This is a genomic window from Mesocricetibacter intestinalis (assembly GCF_004363295.1).
Taxonomy (GTDB): Bacteria; Pseudomonadota; Gammaproteobacteria; order Enterobacterales; family Pasteurellaceae; genus Mesocricetibacter; species Mesocricetibacter intestinalis.
This window is the reverse complement of the sequence record NZ_SNYQ01000005.1, coordinates 94,866-109,755: the sequence shown is the minus strand read 5'-3', so window position 1 is coordinate 109,755 and position 14,890 is coordinate 94,866. Positions and strand designations below refer to the sequence as shown.

Annotated in this window: 16 protein-coding genes; 2 read left to right on the top strand and 14 right to left on the bottom strand. The window is 47.0% G+C overall.

The genetic code is table 11. The features are described 5' to 3' along the window. Positions 1-54: 54 nt before the first annotated feature. Both nrdB and yfaE read left to right on the top strand, forming a co-directional pair. Positions 55-1,185, top strand: coding sequence for a class Ia ribonucleoside-diphosphate reductase subunit beta (nrdB, locus tag EDC45_RS07370; RefSeq protein ID WP_133545013.1), 1,131 nt, complete (start codon positions 55-57; stop codon positions 1,183-1,185). Positions 1,186-1,255: 70 nt separating this feature from the next. Further along, positions 1,256-1,513 carry a class I ribonucleotide reductase maintenance protein YfaE gene (gene yfaE / locus EDC45_RS07365; RefSeq protein WP_133545012.1) on the top strand — a complete coding sequence of 86 codons (258 nt, stop codon included), beginning with the start codon at positions 1,256-1,258 and terminating at the stop codon, positions 1,511-1,513. A 95-nt stretch (positions 1,514-1,608) separates the two neighbouring features. On the opposite strand, the gene dapB is transcribed toward yfaE, so the two are convergent. From dapB to cas5c, 14 genes are all read right to left on the bottom strand, one after another. Next, the gene (gene dapB, locus EDC45_RS07360) at positions 1,609-2,421 is read right to left on the bottom strand and encodes a 4-hydroxy-tetrahydrodipicolinate reductase (RefSeq protein WP_133545011.1); all 813 of its coding nucleotides are present in this window, start codon (positions 2,419-2,421) and stop codon (positions 1,609-1,611) included. 18 nt (positions 2,422-2,439) lie between these two features. Beyond that, positions 2,440-3,072 carry a homoserine/threonine efflux transporter gene (locus EDC45_RS07355; protein ID WP_133545010.1) on the bottom strand — a complete coding sequence of 211 codons (633 nt, stop codon included), beginning with the start codon at positions 3,070-3,072 and terminating at the stop codon, positions 2,440-2,442. A gap of 24 nt (positions 3,073-3,096) precedes the next feature. After that, a complete protein-coding gene (locus tag EDC45_RS07350; protein ID WP_133545009.1) occupies positions 3,097-3,594 on the bottom strand; it encodes a phosphatidylglycerophosphatase A family protein in 498 nt (165 codons plus the stop codon). Positions 3,595-3,603: 9 nt separating this feature from the next. Continuing rightward, positions 3,604-4,602 (bottom strand): thiamine-phosphate kinase, encoded by a 999-nt coding sequence (gene thiL, locus EDC45_RS07345; RefSeq protein ID WP_133545008.1) that lies wholly within the window; start codon positions 4,600-4,602, stop codon positions 3,604-3,606. 15 nt (positions 4,603-4,617) lie between these two features. Beyond that, the gene (nusB, locus tag EDC45_RS07340) at positions 4,618-5,055 is read right to left on the bottom strand and encodes a transcription antitermination factor NusB (protein WP_133545006.1); all 438 of its coding nucleotides are present in this window, start codon (positions 5,053-5,055) and stop codon (positions 4,618-4,620) included. Between the two features lie 12 nt (positions 5,056-5,067). After that, entirely contained in the window at positions 5,068-5,541 is a 474-nt protein-coding gene (ribH, locus tag EDC45_RS07335) for a 6,7-dimethyl-8-ribityllumazine synthase (RefSeq protein WP_133545004.1), read from the bottom strand. Between the two features lie 184 nt (positions 5,542-5,725). Then, positions 5,726-6,808, bottom strand: coding sequence for a selenide, water dikinase SelD (gene selD / locus EDC45_RS07330; protein WP_133545002.1), 1,083 nt, complete (start codon positions 6,806-6,808; stop codon positions 5,726-5,728). 1,817 nt (positions 6,809-8,625) lie between these two features. Beyond that, on the bottom strand, positions 8,626-8,919 hold the full coding sequence (gene cas2, locus EDC45_RS07325) for a CRISPR-associated endonuclease Cas2 (protein ID WP_133545000.1): 294 nt from the start codon (positions 8,917-8,919) through the stop codon (positions 8,626-8,628). 48 nt (positions 8,920-8,967) lie between these two features. Then, on the bottom strand, positions 8,968-9,981 hold the full coding sequence (gene cas1c, locus EDC45_RS07320; RefSeq protein ID WP_133544998.1) for a type I-C CRISPR-associated endonuclease Cas1c: 1,014 nt from the start codon (positions 9,979-9,981) through the stop codon (positions 8,968-8,970). Continuing rightward, on the bottom strand, positions 9,981-10,526 hold the full coding sequence (locus EDC45_RS07315) for a DUF1643 domain-containing protein (RefSeq protein WP_208107256.1): 546 nt from the start codon (positions 10,524-10,526) through the stop codon (positions 9,981-9,983). Before EDC45_RS07315 ends, cas1c begins: the two co-directional genes overlap by 1 nt. A gap of 17 nt (positions 10,527-10,543) precedes the next feature. After that, entirely contained in the window at positions 10,544-11,212 is a 669-nt protein-coding gene (cas4, locus tag EDC45_RS07310; protein ID WP_243728776.1) for a CRISPR-associated protein Cas4, read from the bottom strand. Then, positions 11,213-12,061 (bottom strand): type I-C CRISPR-associated protein Cas7/Csd2, encoded by an 849-nt coding sequence (gene cas7c, locus EDC45_RS07305; protein WP_133544996.1) that lies wholly within the window; start codon positions 12,059-12,061, stop codon positions 11,213-11,215. A 25-nt stretch (positions 12,062-12,086) separates the two neighbouring features. After that, on the bottom strand, positions 12,087-14,147 hold the full coding sequence (gene cas8c, locus EDC45_RS07300; protein WP_133544994.1) for a type I-C CRISPR-associated protein Cas8c/Csd1: 2,061 nt from the start codon (positions 14,145-14,147) through the stop codon (positions 12,087-12,089). Continuing rightward, complete coding sequence (gene cas5c, locus EDC45_RS07295) at positions 14,144-14,881, bottom strand: type I-C CRISPR-associated protein Cas5c (protein WP_133544992.1); 738 nt, start codon at positions 14,879-14,881, stop codon at positions 14,144-14,146. Before cas5c ends, cas8c begins: the two co-directional genes overlap by 4 nt. Positions 14,882-14,890 lie beyond the last annotated feature (9 nt).

Sequence of the window (14,890 nt, the reverse complement as noted above, 5' to 3'; positions counted from 1 at the left end):
CGTGAAATTAAGGTAGAATACAGTCCTGTTTTTTTGATTTTTATAGGTATCCTGATGGCATACACAACCTTTTCCCAAAATAAAAACGACCAGCTGTTGGAACCGATGTTCTTCGGTCAAAATGTCAATGTTGCTCGTTACGATCAGCAAAAATACGAAACCTTTGAAAAACTGATTGAAAAACAACTTTCGTTTTTCTGGCGGCCGGAAGAAGTGGACGTGTCGCAGGATCGTATCGACTATGCGGCCTTACCGGAACACGAAAAACATATTTTTATCAGTAACTTGAAATATCAGACGCTGTTGGATTCCATTCAGGGACGCAGCCCGAACGTCGCGCTGCTGCCGTTGGTATCTATTCCCGAGCTGGAAACCTGGATTGAAACCTGGACCTTTAGCGAAACCATTCATTCCCGTTCTTATACCCATATTATCCGTAATATCGTCAATGATCCTTCCGTGGTGTTTGACGATATCGTTACCAACGAAGAAATTATTAAACGCGCACGGGATATTTCCGCTTATTATGACGATTTGATCCGCGATAGCCAGCTTTACAGCCTATATGGTGAAGGCACCTACCAAGTGGACGGCAAAGAATGCAAAGTAACCTTGCGCAGTCTGAAACGCCAGCTCTATTTGTGTCTGATGAGCGTTAACGCTCTGGAAGCCATTCGCTTCTATGTTTCCTTCGCCTGTTCCTTCGCCTTTGCCGAACGTCGTCTTATGGAAGGTAATGCGAAAATTATTAAATTTATCGCCCGCGATGAGGCGCTGCATTTAACCGGTACCCAGCATATTTTAAATATTATGGCGGCCGGACAGGACGATCCGGAAATGGCGGAAATCGCCGAAGAATGTAAACAGGAAGCCTATGATTTATTCGTCGCTGCGGCGGAACAGGAAAAAGACTGGGCGGATTATCTATTTAAAGACGGTTCGATGATCGGGCTGAACCGGGATATTCTGGTGCAATATGTGGAATATATCACCAATATCCGTATGCAGGCGGTCGGACTTCCGCTCCCTTTCCAGGCGCGTTCCAATCCGATCCCATGGATTAACGCCTGGTTGGTTTCCGATAATGTGCAGGTGGCGCCGCAGGAAGTGGAAGTCAGCTCTTATTTAGTCGGTCAGATAGATTCCAAACTGGATTCAAAAGACTTCGACGATTTCGATCTATAAAAATCCGCCTAAAAACCACCGCACTTTGATTTATTCCCAAAAGTGCGGTTATTTTTTAGCGACTTTTTTAATGAAGATTTATCTCGTGCATTTAATCCGCAGCCGGCGGATCATTGAAAACCCTGCGGATCTTTCACTACTGGAAAATTTAGAACGTCAGGGGATTCAGCATGAATATCAATGCCGCAGCGGCTATTGCGGTTCCTGTCGGGTCAGGCTGAAAAAAGGCCGGGTATCCTACCCGCAGCCGCCCCTGGCTTTTTTACAGGAAGATGAAATTCTGCCTTGCTGCTGCCGCTTAGAAAGCGATCTGGAAATCGATCTCTAAAGGCGGCGCAAGGGGCGGAATTCCCACAGCTTTGTCTATTATGCCCATAAAAAACCGCGCCTTAAAAGACGCGGCGGCGGTTATATTCAACGATCTTACAGATTATTTAAATCCAGTACATCGGTCATATCGAACAGGCCTTTTTCTTTCCCTGCCAACCATTGAGCGGCACGCACCGCCCCTTTGGCAAAAGTCATACGGCTGGAGGCCTTATGGGCGATTTCCACCCGCTCCCCCTCATCGGCAAACCACACGCTGTGTTCGCCCACCACGTCGCCGCCACGAACAGTGGCAAAGCCGATATCCTCGCGTTTACGCTCACCGGTGATACCTTGCCGTGTAAATACCCCATGGGTTTTCAAATCGCGCCCCAGAACCTTGGCGATATGCTCTCCCATGGACAGCGCGGTGCCGGAAGGCGCATCTACTTTATGCCGGTGATGGGCTTCAATAATTTCAATATCGCTATAATCCCCCATAACTTTGGCGGCTTTTTCCAGTAATTTAAACACCAAATTCACCCCCACACTGTAATTGGAGGCAAAAACAACGGCAATATGTTGTGCCGCCGCTTGAATTGCCGCTTTACCGGCATCATCAAAACCGGTAGTGCCGATAACCATATTTTTGCCGTTTTCACAACAAAAGCGCAGATGTTCCAAAGTTCCTTCCGGGCGGGTAAAATCAATTAGCAAATCAAAACGCTCTTTCCCCTTTGCCAGCTCATCCTCCACCGCAATTCCCAGATGGCCGATACCGGCTAATTCCCCCGCATCGGCGCCGATCAGAGTCGAGCCTTTACGTTCGAACGCCGCTCCTAGCATTACCCCTTCGCTTTGTTGCAACGCCTGAATCAGCTGGCGCCCCATTCTGCCACCCGCACCTACAATAGCTACCTTTAATGTCATAATTTTGTCCTTCCTGTATTATCGATTAAATATTTCAATTACACCGCTATAGGCCAAAAACAGGCCGAAAAGCAGAAAAATCACACCTGCGGCAATATCAATATAGCGGTTATAACGTAAATAAAAGCGTTTGGCAAAAGGGCGCGAAAAGAAAACCGAGATTAAATAAAAATAAACAAAGGTTTCCGTTACGATAATTAAAAATGCCGTCAGTATCTGCCAGAGTCCGCTGATATTCACCAATACCAAGGACATTACACTGGCAAAATAAATAATCGCCTTAGCATTGGATAAATTCACCAACAAGCCTTTTAGAATTTCCTTGCGGATGCTGCTTGTACGATTTAAATCGCCCTCGGAAAGCTGCTCCAATGTAGTGGTATTCCGACTCCTTAATACGGAAAGACCTAAATAAGCAAGGTAGCCGCCGCCGAGCAGCATAATGATGCCGTGCAGTAGAGGGGTGGTTGCGAACAGAAGGGCTAAACCCAACATTGCCGCCGCCGCCCAGAAAGCGACGCCCAGCGTAATACCGATAATCCCGCAAACGGCATTGCGACGCGAATTACTCGCAGCCATACGGCTTACGTAGAAAAAGTCCGGGCCGGGAGTTACCAAACCGAAAAAATGAAGAATAATCAGATTAAACATAGAACCTTCTTAAACATAGGAACCTCAGGCGCTAATCAGCAGGCGCAAAATTACGATCGGGACAATGCTGAAGCAGGCCGCTAATAGGTCATCAATCATAATCCCGAAGCCGCTTCTTAATTTACGGTCGAAATAGCGAATCGGATAAGGCTTGGTAATATCAAATAAACGAAACAGAATAAAGCCGAGTGCCAACCATAAAGGGCTAAGCTCGGGCAAGGCACTGAGTACCAGAAAGATACCGACGAACTCGTCCCAAACAATCGCCCCATGATCATGTACGCCCATATCATCGGCGGTTTTCTGACAGAGATAACAACCCAGCACAAAACAAAGTGCGGTCAAAATCAGGAATAGATTTTGCCCCAGACAGGACAGTAATAAAGCGCCGATCACCAAGCCGGCCAGACTGCCCCAAGTTCCCGGTGCCGGAGAAATCAGCCCCGAGCCCAATCCCAGAGCAAGAAAATGCACGGGATTGCGCAAGCTCAGTCGGCGCAACGGATTCTGATGATCAGTCATAATTATGTCCTATTTGAAATGTTCGAACCCGGTAACTTCTATATCAAGCCTTTTACCACCACGTATAAAAGTAATTTCTGGTGATGAATGGGCCGGCAGGATACGACCGATACGGCGATAAGGCACCTGTAATTGCGCCAGATGCCGATCCAATTCCGCTTGTCGAGAAGGAGATACGGTAAAGCAGAGTTCGTAATCCTCGCCGCCCTGTATGCCCAGTAATTCCGCCTGTTCGCGTCCGTATAGGCGCAACAAAGGCTCGGACAGCGGCAACTGATCCAAATCAATTTCTGCGCTTACTCTGCTACGAGCCAAAATATGACCGAGATCACCGCCTAATCCATCGGATAAATCAATAGCGGCATTTGCCAACCGATGCCGTGCCAGGCAGAGGCCCAGTTCAACCCGAGGTTGAGGGTGAAAATTGCGTCGAATTAAAAAATCCCGGTCGGAATCAAGTGCCCTTTTTTCCCCCTGCTGCATGGCGCGCAAAAGATGGAATCCCGCTAACCCGTCCCCCAGAGTACCGGATACATAAATGAAATCTCCGACCTGAGCCTGATCGCGACGCAAAGCATAATCCTGATTTAAAATCCCCTGAGCGGTAATGGTTACCGTTGTCAGTTTACCCTGAGTGGTATCGCCGCCGATTAGGGCGACATTATAACGATCAAGAATATCGAATAAGCCGCGACTAAACTCGCTCAACCAAGAGGAATCGACCCTCGGCAAAGTGAGCGCCAGAGAAATCCAAGCCGGCTCGGCACCCATTGCAGCAAGATCGCTTAAATTGGTGGCTACCGCTTTATAGGCGAGATCATAGGGAGCTATATCGGGATAGAAATGGGAATTTTCCACCATGGTATCGGTGGTAATCGCCAAGGTTTGATGGGGTTGGAGTTTGGTGAGGGCGCAGTCATCGCCGATGGAAAGAATAACTTCCGCTCGGGAAGCCTTGCCGGCCGTCGAAAAATAACGCCGGATTAAATCAAATTCGCCCTCACTCATAGCCTTCACCGTTCCTTACTTACGGGATAAGGCCGGTGCGATTTTATCCAGCACACCGTTAATATATTTGTGGCTTTCTTCCGCACCAAAGGTTTTGGCCACTTCAATGGCTTCGTTAATCACCACTTTATAAGGCACATCGGCTTCATATTTCAGTTCATAGGTAGCCAGGCGCAGAATAGCCCGTTCAATAGGATCCAGCTCATCGGTGCTGCGGTCGAGAAAAGACGCCATGGTTCCATCGATATCTTCCGCATGCTCCGCGGTCTGACGGAAAAGTTTGCGGAAATACGCCATATCCACCCCTTCCATATCCTGATCGGTAATAAAGGCCAATTCAACCATTTCCACCGGATTTTTAGATATATACCAGGAATACAATGCCTGTACCGCGCATTCTCTCGCCCGTCGACGCGAAGAGGTTCTTTTTACTTTTTTTACTTGTTCTGTCATAGACTACCACTATTAAGCCGATTTAATCTGTGCCAGCAAATTTACCATTTCCAGAGCGACTAAAGCGGCTTCGGCCCCTTTATTACCCGCTTTGGTACCGGCACGTTCAATCGCCTGTTCAATATTTTCGGTGGTGAGTACGCCGAATGCCACCGGAATTTCGGCCTGCATCGCTACCTGGCCCAAACCGCTGCTCGCTTCGCCGGCGACATATTCAAAATGCGCCGTACCGCCGCGAATAACGGTGCCCAAAGCGACGATCGCATCATATTGCTTGCTGTCCGCCAAACGACGTACCGCTAAAGGTAATTCATAAGCGCCCGGTACTCGTACCAGGGTAATATTTTCATCTTTCACCTGACCGACCCGTTTCAACGCATCAATAGCGCCGTCCACCAGACTGTCATTAATAAAACTGTTAAAACGCGCCACAACAACGGCAATTCTTGCATTCGGTGCGGCTAATACGCCTTCTAATACTTTCATATTTTTTCCTATCAAAATAAACGGAATAATCGGGCGGCAATTCTAGCATAGAAATCGAAATTTTTCAGTAAGGGGCGATAAGATTTCTCAGCGTCGCCCCACTTTTCTCAGTGGTTCCGTATTAAAAATAAAAATCATAGATCAAAAACGCCCCGCTATTAAACGGGGCGAGGTTCGTTAGTCCTTAAATCACTCGGATCAGATAATCTTCATCCGTTTTTTGCCGCAACGCCCCCACTTCATACAGCTGAATTCCGGCATTTTGCGCGGTTTGCATCACCTGAGCTTCGCCCTCCGCCGTTACCGCAATTAGTAAGCCGCCGGAAGTTTGCGGATCGCAAAGTACCGCTTTCTGAAGATCGGTCAGCGGAGCGATTTTATGACCGTAGCTATCGAAATTACGCTTGGTTCCGCCCGGCTGACAGCCCTTTTCAATATAGTACAGTACGCCGTCCAGGGTTTTTATTTTATCAAAATAAACCTCAGCGATTAAATCTGAGCCTTCGCAAATTTCGCTTAAATGTCCTAATAAACCGAAGCCCGTAACATCGGTCATCGCCGTTACGCCCTCAATCTCGGCAAATGCCGTACCTATGCTGTTCATTTGACACATGGTTTCAGTCGCCAAACCGCGATGTTCCGCTTTTAATTTACCCTGTTTTTCCGCCGTGGTTAATACCCCGATTCCTAAAGGTTTGGTCAGATACAGCTTACAACCCGCCTGCGCAGAAGCATTTTTCTTCACTTTATCGGTGCTGATAATACCTGTTACCGCCAACCCGAAAATCGGTTCCGGCGCATCGATGGAATGTCCGCCGGCAAGGGATATTCCCGCCTGCTGACAGGCAAAGCGACCGCCGTCCACAATACGCTGCGCCACTTCCGGCGGCAACAATTTAATCGGAAAACCTAAAATCGCAATCGCCATAATGGGTTTACCACCCATAGCAAAAATATCGCTGATCGCATTTGTTGCCGCAATACGCCCGAAATCAAAGGGATCGTCCACGATCGGCATAAAAAAATCGGTGGTGCTGATAATCCCGATTCCCTGACCTATATCATAAACCGCCGCATCATCTTTGGTTTCGTTACCCACCAGCAAATGGGGATCGGCAAATTTTTCCATTTCCGTATGCAGAATCCGTTCCAGTACCTTCGGCGAAATTTTACAGCCGCAACCGGCACCGTGGCTATACTGTGTCAACCGCACCGTATCCGCCACCGTGTCATTTAATGCTTTCTGAAGATTATTTACATCGGACATCGCTTACTCCTGTCTGCTTAGAAATCACCTCTGAATTATAACGCGCTTTCAACCAAAGTGCGGTCAAAAATTTATGATTTTTAACTATTACAAATTCCGCTTTATTTTAATTTAAGCGAAAAAGGCATAACAACGTATAAGGGGTTATAAATAAGCGGCGAGGTTAAGGTTTGGTTTATACTCAGTAGCCCTTAAATTTGCAAAACACTTGTTTCAATACACAGCTGCGCGAAGGCGGCTGCCCAAGCATATAACGCACGCCTAAACCGACAACCAGTTTCAACACACAGCCGCCCGAAGGCAGCTGCGCAGCATGAATCTCTTTGCTTAATTGCGACCAGGTTTCAACACACAGCTGCGCAAAGGCAGCTGCATGGTTTGAGCAATGGTTGGCTTACCCACTACAGTTTCAACACACATCTGCGCGAAGGCAACTGCGTGAGTTGGTCGCCTTATTGCTCGATGCACGGGGTGTTTCAACACACAGCTACGCGAAGGCAGCTGCACGCAAGATTTAATCGATGCGGAAATAGCGGCAGTTTCAACACACAGCCGCCCGAAGGCAGCTGCCTTGCCCGTAAGATGTATGAACGAATAGAACGAGTTTCAACACACAGCCGCCCGAAGGCGGCTGCCGATTGGCGTAGGCCAGTTTACCAGGGATACATGGTTTCAACACACAGCTGCGCGAAGGCAGCTGCATCGTTGACACCTACAATCAAATCAACTCCACCAGTTTCAACACACAGCTGCGCGAAGGCAGCTGCTTTTTTTGCCTCAATGTAAGTCTCATCGTCCGGGTTTCAACACACAGCTGCGCGAAGGCAGCTGCCTTCCCCCTGACAAATTTCCGGTAGGAGGGCTTGTTTCAACACACAGCTGCGCGAAGGCAGCTGCTATTGCAAAAATGGAGCATTTTTTTCTGTTCTTTGCGTTTCAACACACAGCTGCGCGAAGGCAGCTGCTTTCCGATGCGCATTATCTATGAGCCGAAATAGTGTTTCAACACATAGCTGCACGAAGGCAGCTGCCAGTCGTAATGCGCTGTGTGCTTATTTTGTGAGTGTTTCAACACACAGCCGCCCGAAGGCGGCTGCGAGAAATTCAAGAAGAAGTCTTTGAAGATGAAGATGTTTCAACACACAGCCGCCCGAAGGCGGCTGCACTCTAACATATCCGCCTCAAAGCCGCGGTTATCCGTTTCAACACACAGCCGCCCGAAGGCGGCTGCAAACCATCAATTTCAGATTTAATTCTTTTATCAGTTTCAACACACAGCCGCCCGAAGGCGGCTGCTAAATAGCTACCGTGCACTGACCCGCTCAGATGTGTTTCAACACACAGCCGCCCGAAGGCGGCTGCGTCAATAAATCCAGTTGCAAAGATATGACTAATGACGTTTCAACACACAGCCGCCCGAAGGCGGCTGCAACATCATCGCCAGTTGGGTTTTAATATTCGGAGGTTTCAACACACAGCCGCCCGAAGGCGGCTGCCTCCACCATCAGCTTTCCGCTCATTTCGAGGCTGTTTCAACACACAGCCGCCCGAAGGCGGCTGCAAATGGATTGTGTCGTGCTATTACTTACGCAGCTGTTTCAACACACAGCCGCCCGAAGGCGGCTGCTCCCTATATTTTAAAGCCTTATGCTATCAGGCTTTATCGCCCCTGATTCGCTAACCCTAAATATAGGAAGTGATAAGCAGTATAGCATAGGCATATTACTATACTAAATTTTTATAATATCCTGATTGTTAAAGAACTTTTTACCATCGCTAACCTACCGGCTTTTTAATGATAACCATAGGTTAGCGATTTACAAAATCAATATATCTTTAAATATATCCACTGCGGGTTTTGCTCCGTGATGTTCCACTTTACTACGCCATTTGCTACCCAAATGATAGAAACGTAAGCTGTCGCAATCGGGATCATAGGTCTTTAACAATTTATCTTTTAATACCACCCATTGATCAGGCGTAACATCACATTCAAAAACAGAATATTGTGCACGTATACCATAATCCAAACAATGTTTAGCGATTTGTCGCAGGCGACGTTCGGCACCTTCGCTTGTAGAGGATACGTCATAGGTAATCAACATTAGCATCGGGGCTTACTCCTTAAAAAATATAAAAATTTAGACCGCACTTTAGCCTTAGCGCATCAAAAATGGCGGATATTCCGCTAAGTCCCCTCGCAAATGCCGTGCTAGCAACATTGCTTGAATATAGGGCAATAAGCCTATTTCTACTTCTTCATCTAAAAACGGATGACGGACTTTTTCCTGCTTTTTCTCTTGTAAGGTTCGGAACAGTAATTTGCGTACATCCTCTTTCATATTTACGGCGCCGCCCGCTTCAAAAGTAAAATCCTGAGGTTTAATTTGCCCTCGGTTTATTAGGGATAACACCATTCTATCCGCCCACCAGGCACGAAATTCTTCCAGAATATCCTGAGCAAGACTATCGCGCCCTGGGCGATCGGCGTGTAGAAACCCCACTTGCGGGTCCAAACCCACGCCTTGCAGTGCGCCACTGATGTCTTTGCCCAAAATGCTATATAAAAACGATAACAATGCGTTAACACCATCTCTTGGCGGGCGGCGGTTACGGCCGTCAAACCGAAAACCGCTACTCTCTTTTATTAACAGCCCAAACACAGCAAAATAACGTGCCGCCGCATCACCTTCAATACCTCGAACCCGTTCCAAATTATCCGCCCGCTTAAGCTGAATTAATGAACTATTTAATGCTTTGATTGCCGATTGAATAGCCTGATTATCGCCATAATTGCGGATTTGCCGCTGTAGAACTCGTTTAGACGCTTGAATTTTGGCAGCAATAATATTGCGCGCAATAGGCATGGGATTTTGTTCAGATTGTTTATACTGTGCCCGTCGTAATAAAACATTACCGCTTTGCCGCCCCTGCAACCGCCCTAAAAAATGTCCGTTTTCGCTAAAAAATGCCAGATTCACATTGTTTTCGCCACAAAACCCCATCAAAAACGGCGACACCAGCACATTGCCGAAACAAAAAATATGCCCGATGGAATGCACCGGCAACTGCGCCACTTTCTTCTTATCCTGCTCCACCACCAGCGTTTCCCGCTCCTTATGCAGATAACTGCCCTGCGTGGTGATATACAGCGTATTTTGCAGTTTGCGCATCAGATGTTAAATTCCTGCAAATATTTATCCATATCTACTACTTGAAACTCTTGTTTATATCCTGCATACAAAGGATGTCGTGGCTGTCCAGATTTTAAAAAATCACCAATCCTATAAAAATTTAACGAATAATCTTTAATGGACTGGTAAATTTCTTTCAAACATAAAGGCAAATATGAACGGGAAAATATCAATCCACCCCAAGCCAATAAAATATCAGCTTCTTTTTTTAAAGATAGAAGGTGCAAAATAACTTCGAGATTTTTATTCATCATCATTCTATCTATTTCATTTGATAATTTATTGGGGTTAGTAGCTCTTTGTGGATATAAATTAAGCATCATAAAACTTTTATATCCATTCTTTTCTGCAAACCCCATCACCTTTTTAATTGTGTTATCAGGTTTTTTGTCATCTGCTGTACTTGGATTTACACCAAAAACAAATAAAGTTTTCTCTGATAAACTACCAAGAGCAAAACGATATTTATTGGTTTCATCAATTTCGTATACGTCTATATTGTATTCCATAAATTTCACTGCCATATATTGATTTAAAACTCTCACTCCCCAAACAACCCCTCCACATACCTCGCCGACCTATCCTTCTCCAACAACTTCGGCTGGCAAATTTCCACCAGCGAGCAGGCTTTGCAGCGTTTGCCGTACACCGGCGGCGGGGTTTGCCCGCTTGCCAAGAGTTCGCGCACTTGGGCGATAACGGCCAGCGTTTGCGCTCTAAGGCCGTCTGAAAACACCACCAGCACGCGGTGGCGAGTTTGCATATACCACAGCGCGCCCTCAGCGATGGTTTGCCCGGTCATTTCTTCCAAACACAGCGCCTGCGCGCAAAGCTGGATTTCGTCGAACGGCTCGGGCTTTGGCTTGCCGCGTTTATATTCCACCGGTTTCAGGCTGCCTGAAACCAAATCATGTTCAACCATATCGACAATGCCGCTGATGCCCAACCGCTGCGCCGACACATGCACGCTGCGCTCGAAGCGCACACCTTTGCGTGTTTCCGGCTCGCCCGAATCCACCAGCTCGTGTAGCGAACGCCCCTGCGCGGTGAGGTAGTTCTCCACCCACGCCTGCTCGTTGTGAATCAACGCGCATTGGCGCGGGCAGAAGGCGTAGTGTTGCAATGCGGAGAGGGAAACAGTGGGCAAATCCCGTTCCCCCGCGCCTGCAAGCAGTGGGTTTGCTGCGGAATTTTGTAAATCTCCCGCCATTTAGAAGCCGTCAATCTCGGCAGGAACCAAGCCGTCGAAATTATTTAATTCATAACTGCCGTCTGCATTGACTTTCAGGCTGCCATGCACTTTGGCGGATGAATATTGCCCTGCTTTGCAGTTGTGTTCCCACCAAATCAGTTTCAGCACTTGCATGCTGCCTTCGGGGCGGGCGGATGAGGCATCGCCTTCAAACAGTTTGGTTAACACGGTTTTGATTTTGTCGGCATCGGTGTCAGAAAAGCCAGTGCGTTCGGCAAGCTGCGGCGACATGGCGCCGAAGGCGACGTAAATGCCGCTATCCACGCGGTGTTTCATGCCCATGGTGTCGGAACTTTTATTTTTACCTTCCTTAGGGTCTTCACCGCTCACGCTTTTAGTGATTTGCGTGCTGGTGATATTGACCGGCTCGACGCTGAATGCCGATTGGATAGTTACAGGGCCGCGTACAGCAATCGATACGCCTGCGCCTTCATCGCTTTTGCCGAAGGCGAATACTTGACCGAAACTGCGCACGTCCAGCCATTTTTCACAAGCTTGTTTGGTGGTTTGGTCTTTATTGGCTTTTTTGGCATTAAATGCGTCTGCCCCCAAGCCAACTTCTTTGTCTTTGGCGCGATTGGCAAGGCTGGTCATGCCGTCGGTTTTCTTTTCGTCGGACTGTACGAAAATACTTTCGCCGCTGTCTTGCAGGCGATCACGGATTTTGCGTTTCAGGCATACATCTGTCATTTCGCCGAAGCCTTGGAAGTCGGCGCGCGGGCGGTTGCCGTTTAAGGGGTCACCGTTGGGATTGGCGTTGGTAACTTTAAGAATCAGGGCAAAGTCGATTTTTTTGGTTAAGCTCATGTTGTTTTCCTTTCAATGTTTTGGGTTATTTAGCGGTTTCGGTTTTCTTTTGCTTGGCAGCTTTGCGCTCGACAATTTGGCGGTTGATTTCCATTTTTTGGCAATGATAACCAAGAAGAAACTCGCCGCTTAATTTGTCGTCGCAGATAAAATCATTGCTTTGGAACAGCTCCATAATTTCGCCGATGGCTTGCGTGCCCGTATCTTTGCCACGACTGCGCAAGCGGTCTTGATAGGGTTTCAACGCCAGTTCAATATTGCGCCAAGTGCTGAATGGGTGTTCAGCAAAGCGCTGCATATAACGCTCGGCAGTAGTGGCACGTTTTTCCTCCGCTAAATAAAGTGCGTAGGATTCAATGTTTTCGGCGATAGCCAGCAGTCTACCGTACAAATAATCGCGTGAGCGGTTTTCCATATCTAAACTCATAGAGTAAGTTCTCCGTTGTGATGGATTTTGATGACGGGCGCGCCAGCCTTTGTATAAGGCACAGGCGACGCCGATGTTGCGTTCCCATTCCCAATGTTCGCTGCCGTTGGGATTGCAGGCCGTCTGAAAACTCTGTTGCACCAAATCATAAGGAATCAGTACATTTTTTCCGCCGGCAATCACTGGCAGCAGGCGGGCATAGAGCTGTTTTTTCAGGGTATCGCTCAATGCCTGTCCGTAAACGGCATAGCCGATGGCAGCCGGCGACGGCGGCACGAATGCCCAAAGGGTTTGCTTATCTGTTTTTTTACCCTTCGGCTTTTCTATGCTGTGGCGTTGATACCAAGAAAAATGGTCTATCCACGCATCCAGATTAGCAAAATAATCAACGGGCAGAAACTCTTGGTAATAGCTCAATGCCATGCGACCCGGCGTAGCGGAATCCAGCATCAACAGTGAAATCTGCTCATGCTCTTTCAGCTCTTTTTTGTAGCCGTGCAGTTTCTTTTTAATAATAGCGGCGGCTTGCTGCCCGATATTAACTGACCAGTCGACACCGGTTTCGTTTTCAGACGGCATATTGGCTTCGGCTTCTTCAACCGCGCTAGTATCCAGATTGTCCCAGTCGATTTCCTCGAACGTATCTTGCATCGGCGAAGGGATTTCTTTGCCGCTGATCGCCCATGCAACGGTAACTTGATCGCCGTTGCGGATGCCTTGACGGCCAATCAGCCAGCGCAATGCTGCATGTGATTTATGGGAAACTTCCGCAGAAATACTGCTTGCCTGATTAGCTGTTTCAAAACGACCTCTAAAGGTATAGCCATCTTTATCGTTTGCAGAAATCAACTTGGCTTTATCACCTGTATAGGTTAGTTTGGCCGGGTGGCTTTCACGTATCTTCTGTTCTTCGCCTATCATCATACAAAATTGGCTATCCAATGTGCTTTGATAATATTCTCCCCAACTTTGTTGAATGGCTTTATCCTTCCATGTTTCAGGTGTTAAATCATTGGGAAGCTCAACTGACCAAATAACAAGCGCTTTACGTATTTCAAATTTACCTTTCTCTTTAGCTAGTACGTTGAATAGTTCAGGCTTGGGATGCCCTTGATTTTCTTTTTCAATCCAGTTATCTAACAAATCTCCTTGCTCGTTTGTTGGAACAACCTTGGCTTTAATCAAATCTGCTAAAACATTGCCTTTATGCACATATTTTTGTATAGCCAAAATTTTAGAATTATCCGTATAGGTACACCATTTATCTAGCTGTTCGGAATAGAGATTAAAAATAAAATCTTCTTTTTTCTCTTTAACTGTTTTCCTTTTTCCGTTTTTCCCTTCTACTTCTTTCGTTATTTCTGCGGTATAGGTAAGTCTCAAATCCTTAGCAATATACTGCAAGCTATCTGCCAAAGCGTGTGGAGCTAGACCACTTGTACGCCCTTCAGAATTTTCAGTTACAGGCAACATCACAATAGGTTTATCGCTTAATACTCTTGCAGAAATAAAATTTCCATCACCATCTAATGTAATGTTGATATGTGCAGTCTGTGGGCTATGCCATAACGGCGCAAGGTTTGCTTTATCTAAATCTGACAAATCGGCGCTTTTCTCAACTTCGTTATACGTCCGATACAATTTCTGCATCCAACTCATAATCCCAACTCCTTGGCTTCATCTTCCACAGGCTTCACGTTTTCGCCGCGTTTGAATGGTTTTTCAGGCTGCATGTTGCGAATAAAGCGGGTTTTCAGACGGCCTGTATTATCGTTTACGCTTGGGAATTCAATCACGCCATACTGCATATTGGCCTGCCAAAAACGGCTAATTAATTCGTGTTTACCCGTTTCTTCGGGATAGCCAAAGCTGTGAAACATTAGCCCGAAATCGAGATTATCGATGTCATCGTAAAAGCCGGCTTTGCCGTCTCGACTTGGGCTACCGAACTCGCACGGCTCCACATAGCCTTGACAATCGCGCGTACCCAAGAAAATATCCTGCCGCCCGCCACGTTCCAGCATTCTTTCCGCAATAGCCATATGTTTGCCTAAATTACGGTCGTTTTTCAGCTCATCCCAATATTCGTTCCAGGTAAAATGCGCCTGTACCTGGTATTCTACATCTTGCAGAAAGGTGTAAATCGCCAGCGTATTGCCACCGTTCCAATCCAAAGGTTTGGTGGATTTACTCTGGGTACGAATCGGTTTCATTACCCGAATTTTATCGATATGCCAAATCAGTGTGGGTTTCCAGTAAATGCTTTTCAAAATACCTTTTATCGCCTCATAGGTCGGCACTTGATAGCTGAATTTTTCTCCGCCTATTTTAGTAACCGGGTCAGTAAACAACGCCTGCCGTCCCCAAACGCGGAAAGTAATTGTGCTGTTCATATTGCTCCT

Excerpts from the sequence above, each read along its gene's own strand:
- nrdB (WP_133545013.1), top strand. The coding sequence starts at position 55 with ATGGCATACACAACCTTTTCCCAAAATAAAAACGACCAGCTGTTGGAA.
- yfaE (WP_133545012.1), top strand. The coding sequence starts at position 1,256 with ATGAAGATTTATCTCGTGCATTTAATCCGCAGCCGGCGGATCATTGAA.
- dapB (WP_133545011.1), bottom strand. The coding sequence starts at position 2,421 with ATGACATTAAAGGTAGCTATTGTAGGTGCGGGTGGCAGAATGGGGCGC.
- EDC45_RS07355 (WP_133545010.1), bottom strand. The coding sequence starts at position 3,072 with ATGTTTAATCTGATTATTCTTCATTTTTTCGGTTTGGTAACTCCCGGC.
- EDC45_RS07350 (WP_133545009.1), bottom strand. The coding sequence starts at position 3,594 with ATGACTGATCATCAGAATCCGTTGCGCCGACTGAGCTTGCGCAATCCC.
- thiL (WP_133545008.1), bottom strand. The coding sequence starts at position 4,602 with ATGAGTGAGGGCGAATTTGATTTAATCCGGCGTTATTTTTCGACGGCC.
- nusB (WP_133545006.1), bottom strand. The coding sequence starts at position 5,055 with ATGACAGAACAAGTAAAAAAAGTAAAAAGAACCTCTTCGCGTCGACGG.
- ribH (WP_133545004.1), bottom strand. The coding sequence starts at position 5,541 with ATGAAAGTATTAGAAGGCGTATTAGCCGCACCGAATGCAAGAATTGCC.
- selD (WP_133545002.1), bottom strand. The coding sequence starts at position 6,808 with ATGTCCGATGTAAATAATCTTCAGAAAGCATTAAATGACACGGTGGCG.
- cas2 (WP_133545000.1), bottom strand. The coding sequence starts at position 8,919 with ATGCTAATGTTGATTACCTATGACGTATCCTCTACAAGCGAAGGTGCC.
- cas1c (WP_133544998.1), bottom strand. The coding sequence starts at position 9,981 with ATGCGCAAACTGCAAAATACGCTGTATATCACCACGCAGGGCAGTTAT.
- EDC45_RS07315 (WP_208107256.1), bottom strand. The coding sequence starts at position 10,526 with ATGGCAGTGAAATTTATGGAATACAATATAGACGTATACGAAATTGAT.
- cas4 (WP_243728776.1), bottom strand. The coding sequence starts at position 11,212 with ATGGCGGGAGATTTACAAAATTCCGCAGCAAACCCACTGCTTGCAGGC.
- cas7c (WP_133544996.1), bottom strand. The coding sequence starts at position 12,061 with ATGAGCTTAACCAAAAAAATCGACTTTGCCCTGATTCTTAAAGTTACC.
- cas8c (WP_133544994.1), bottom strand. The coding sequence starts at position 14,147 with ATGAGTTGGATGCAGAAATTGTATCGGACGTATAACGAAGTTGAGAAA.
- cas5c (WP_133544992.1), bottom strand. The coding sequence starts at position 14,881 with ATGAACAGCACAATTACTTTCCGCGTTTGGGGACGGCAGGCGTTGTTT.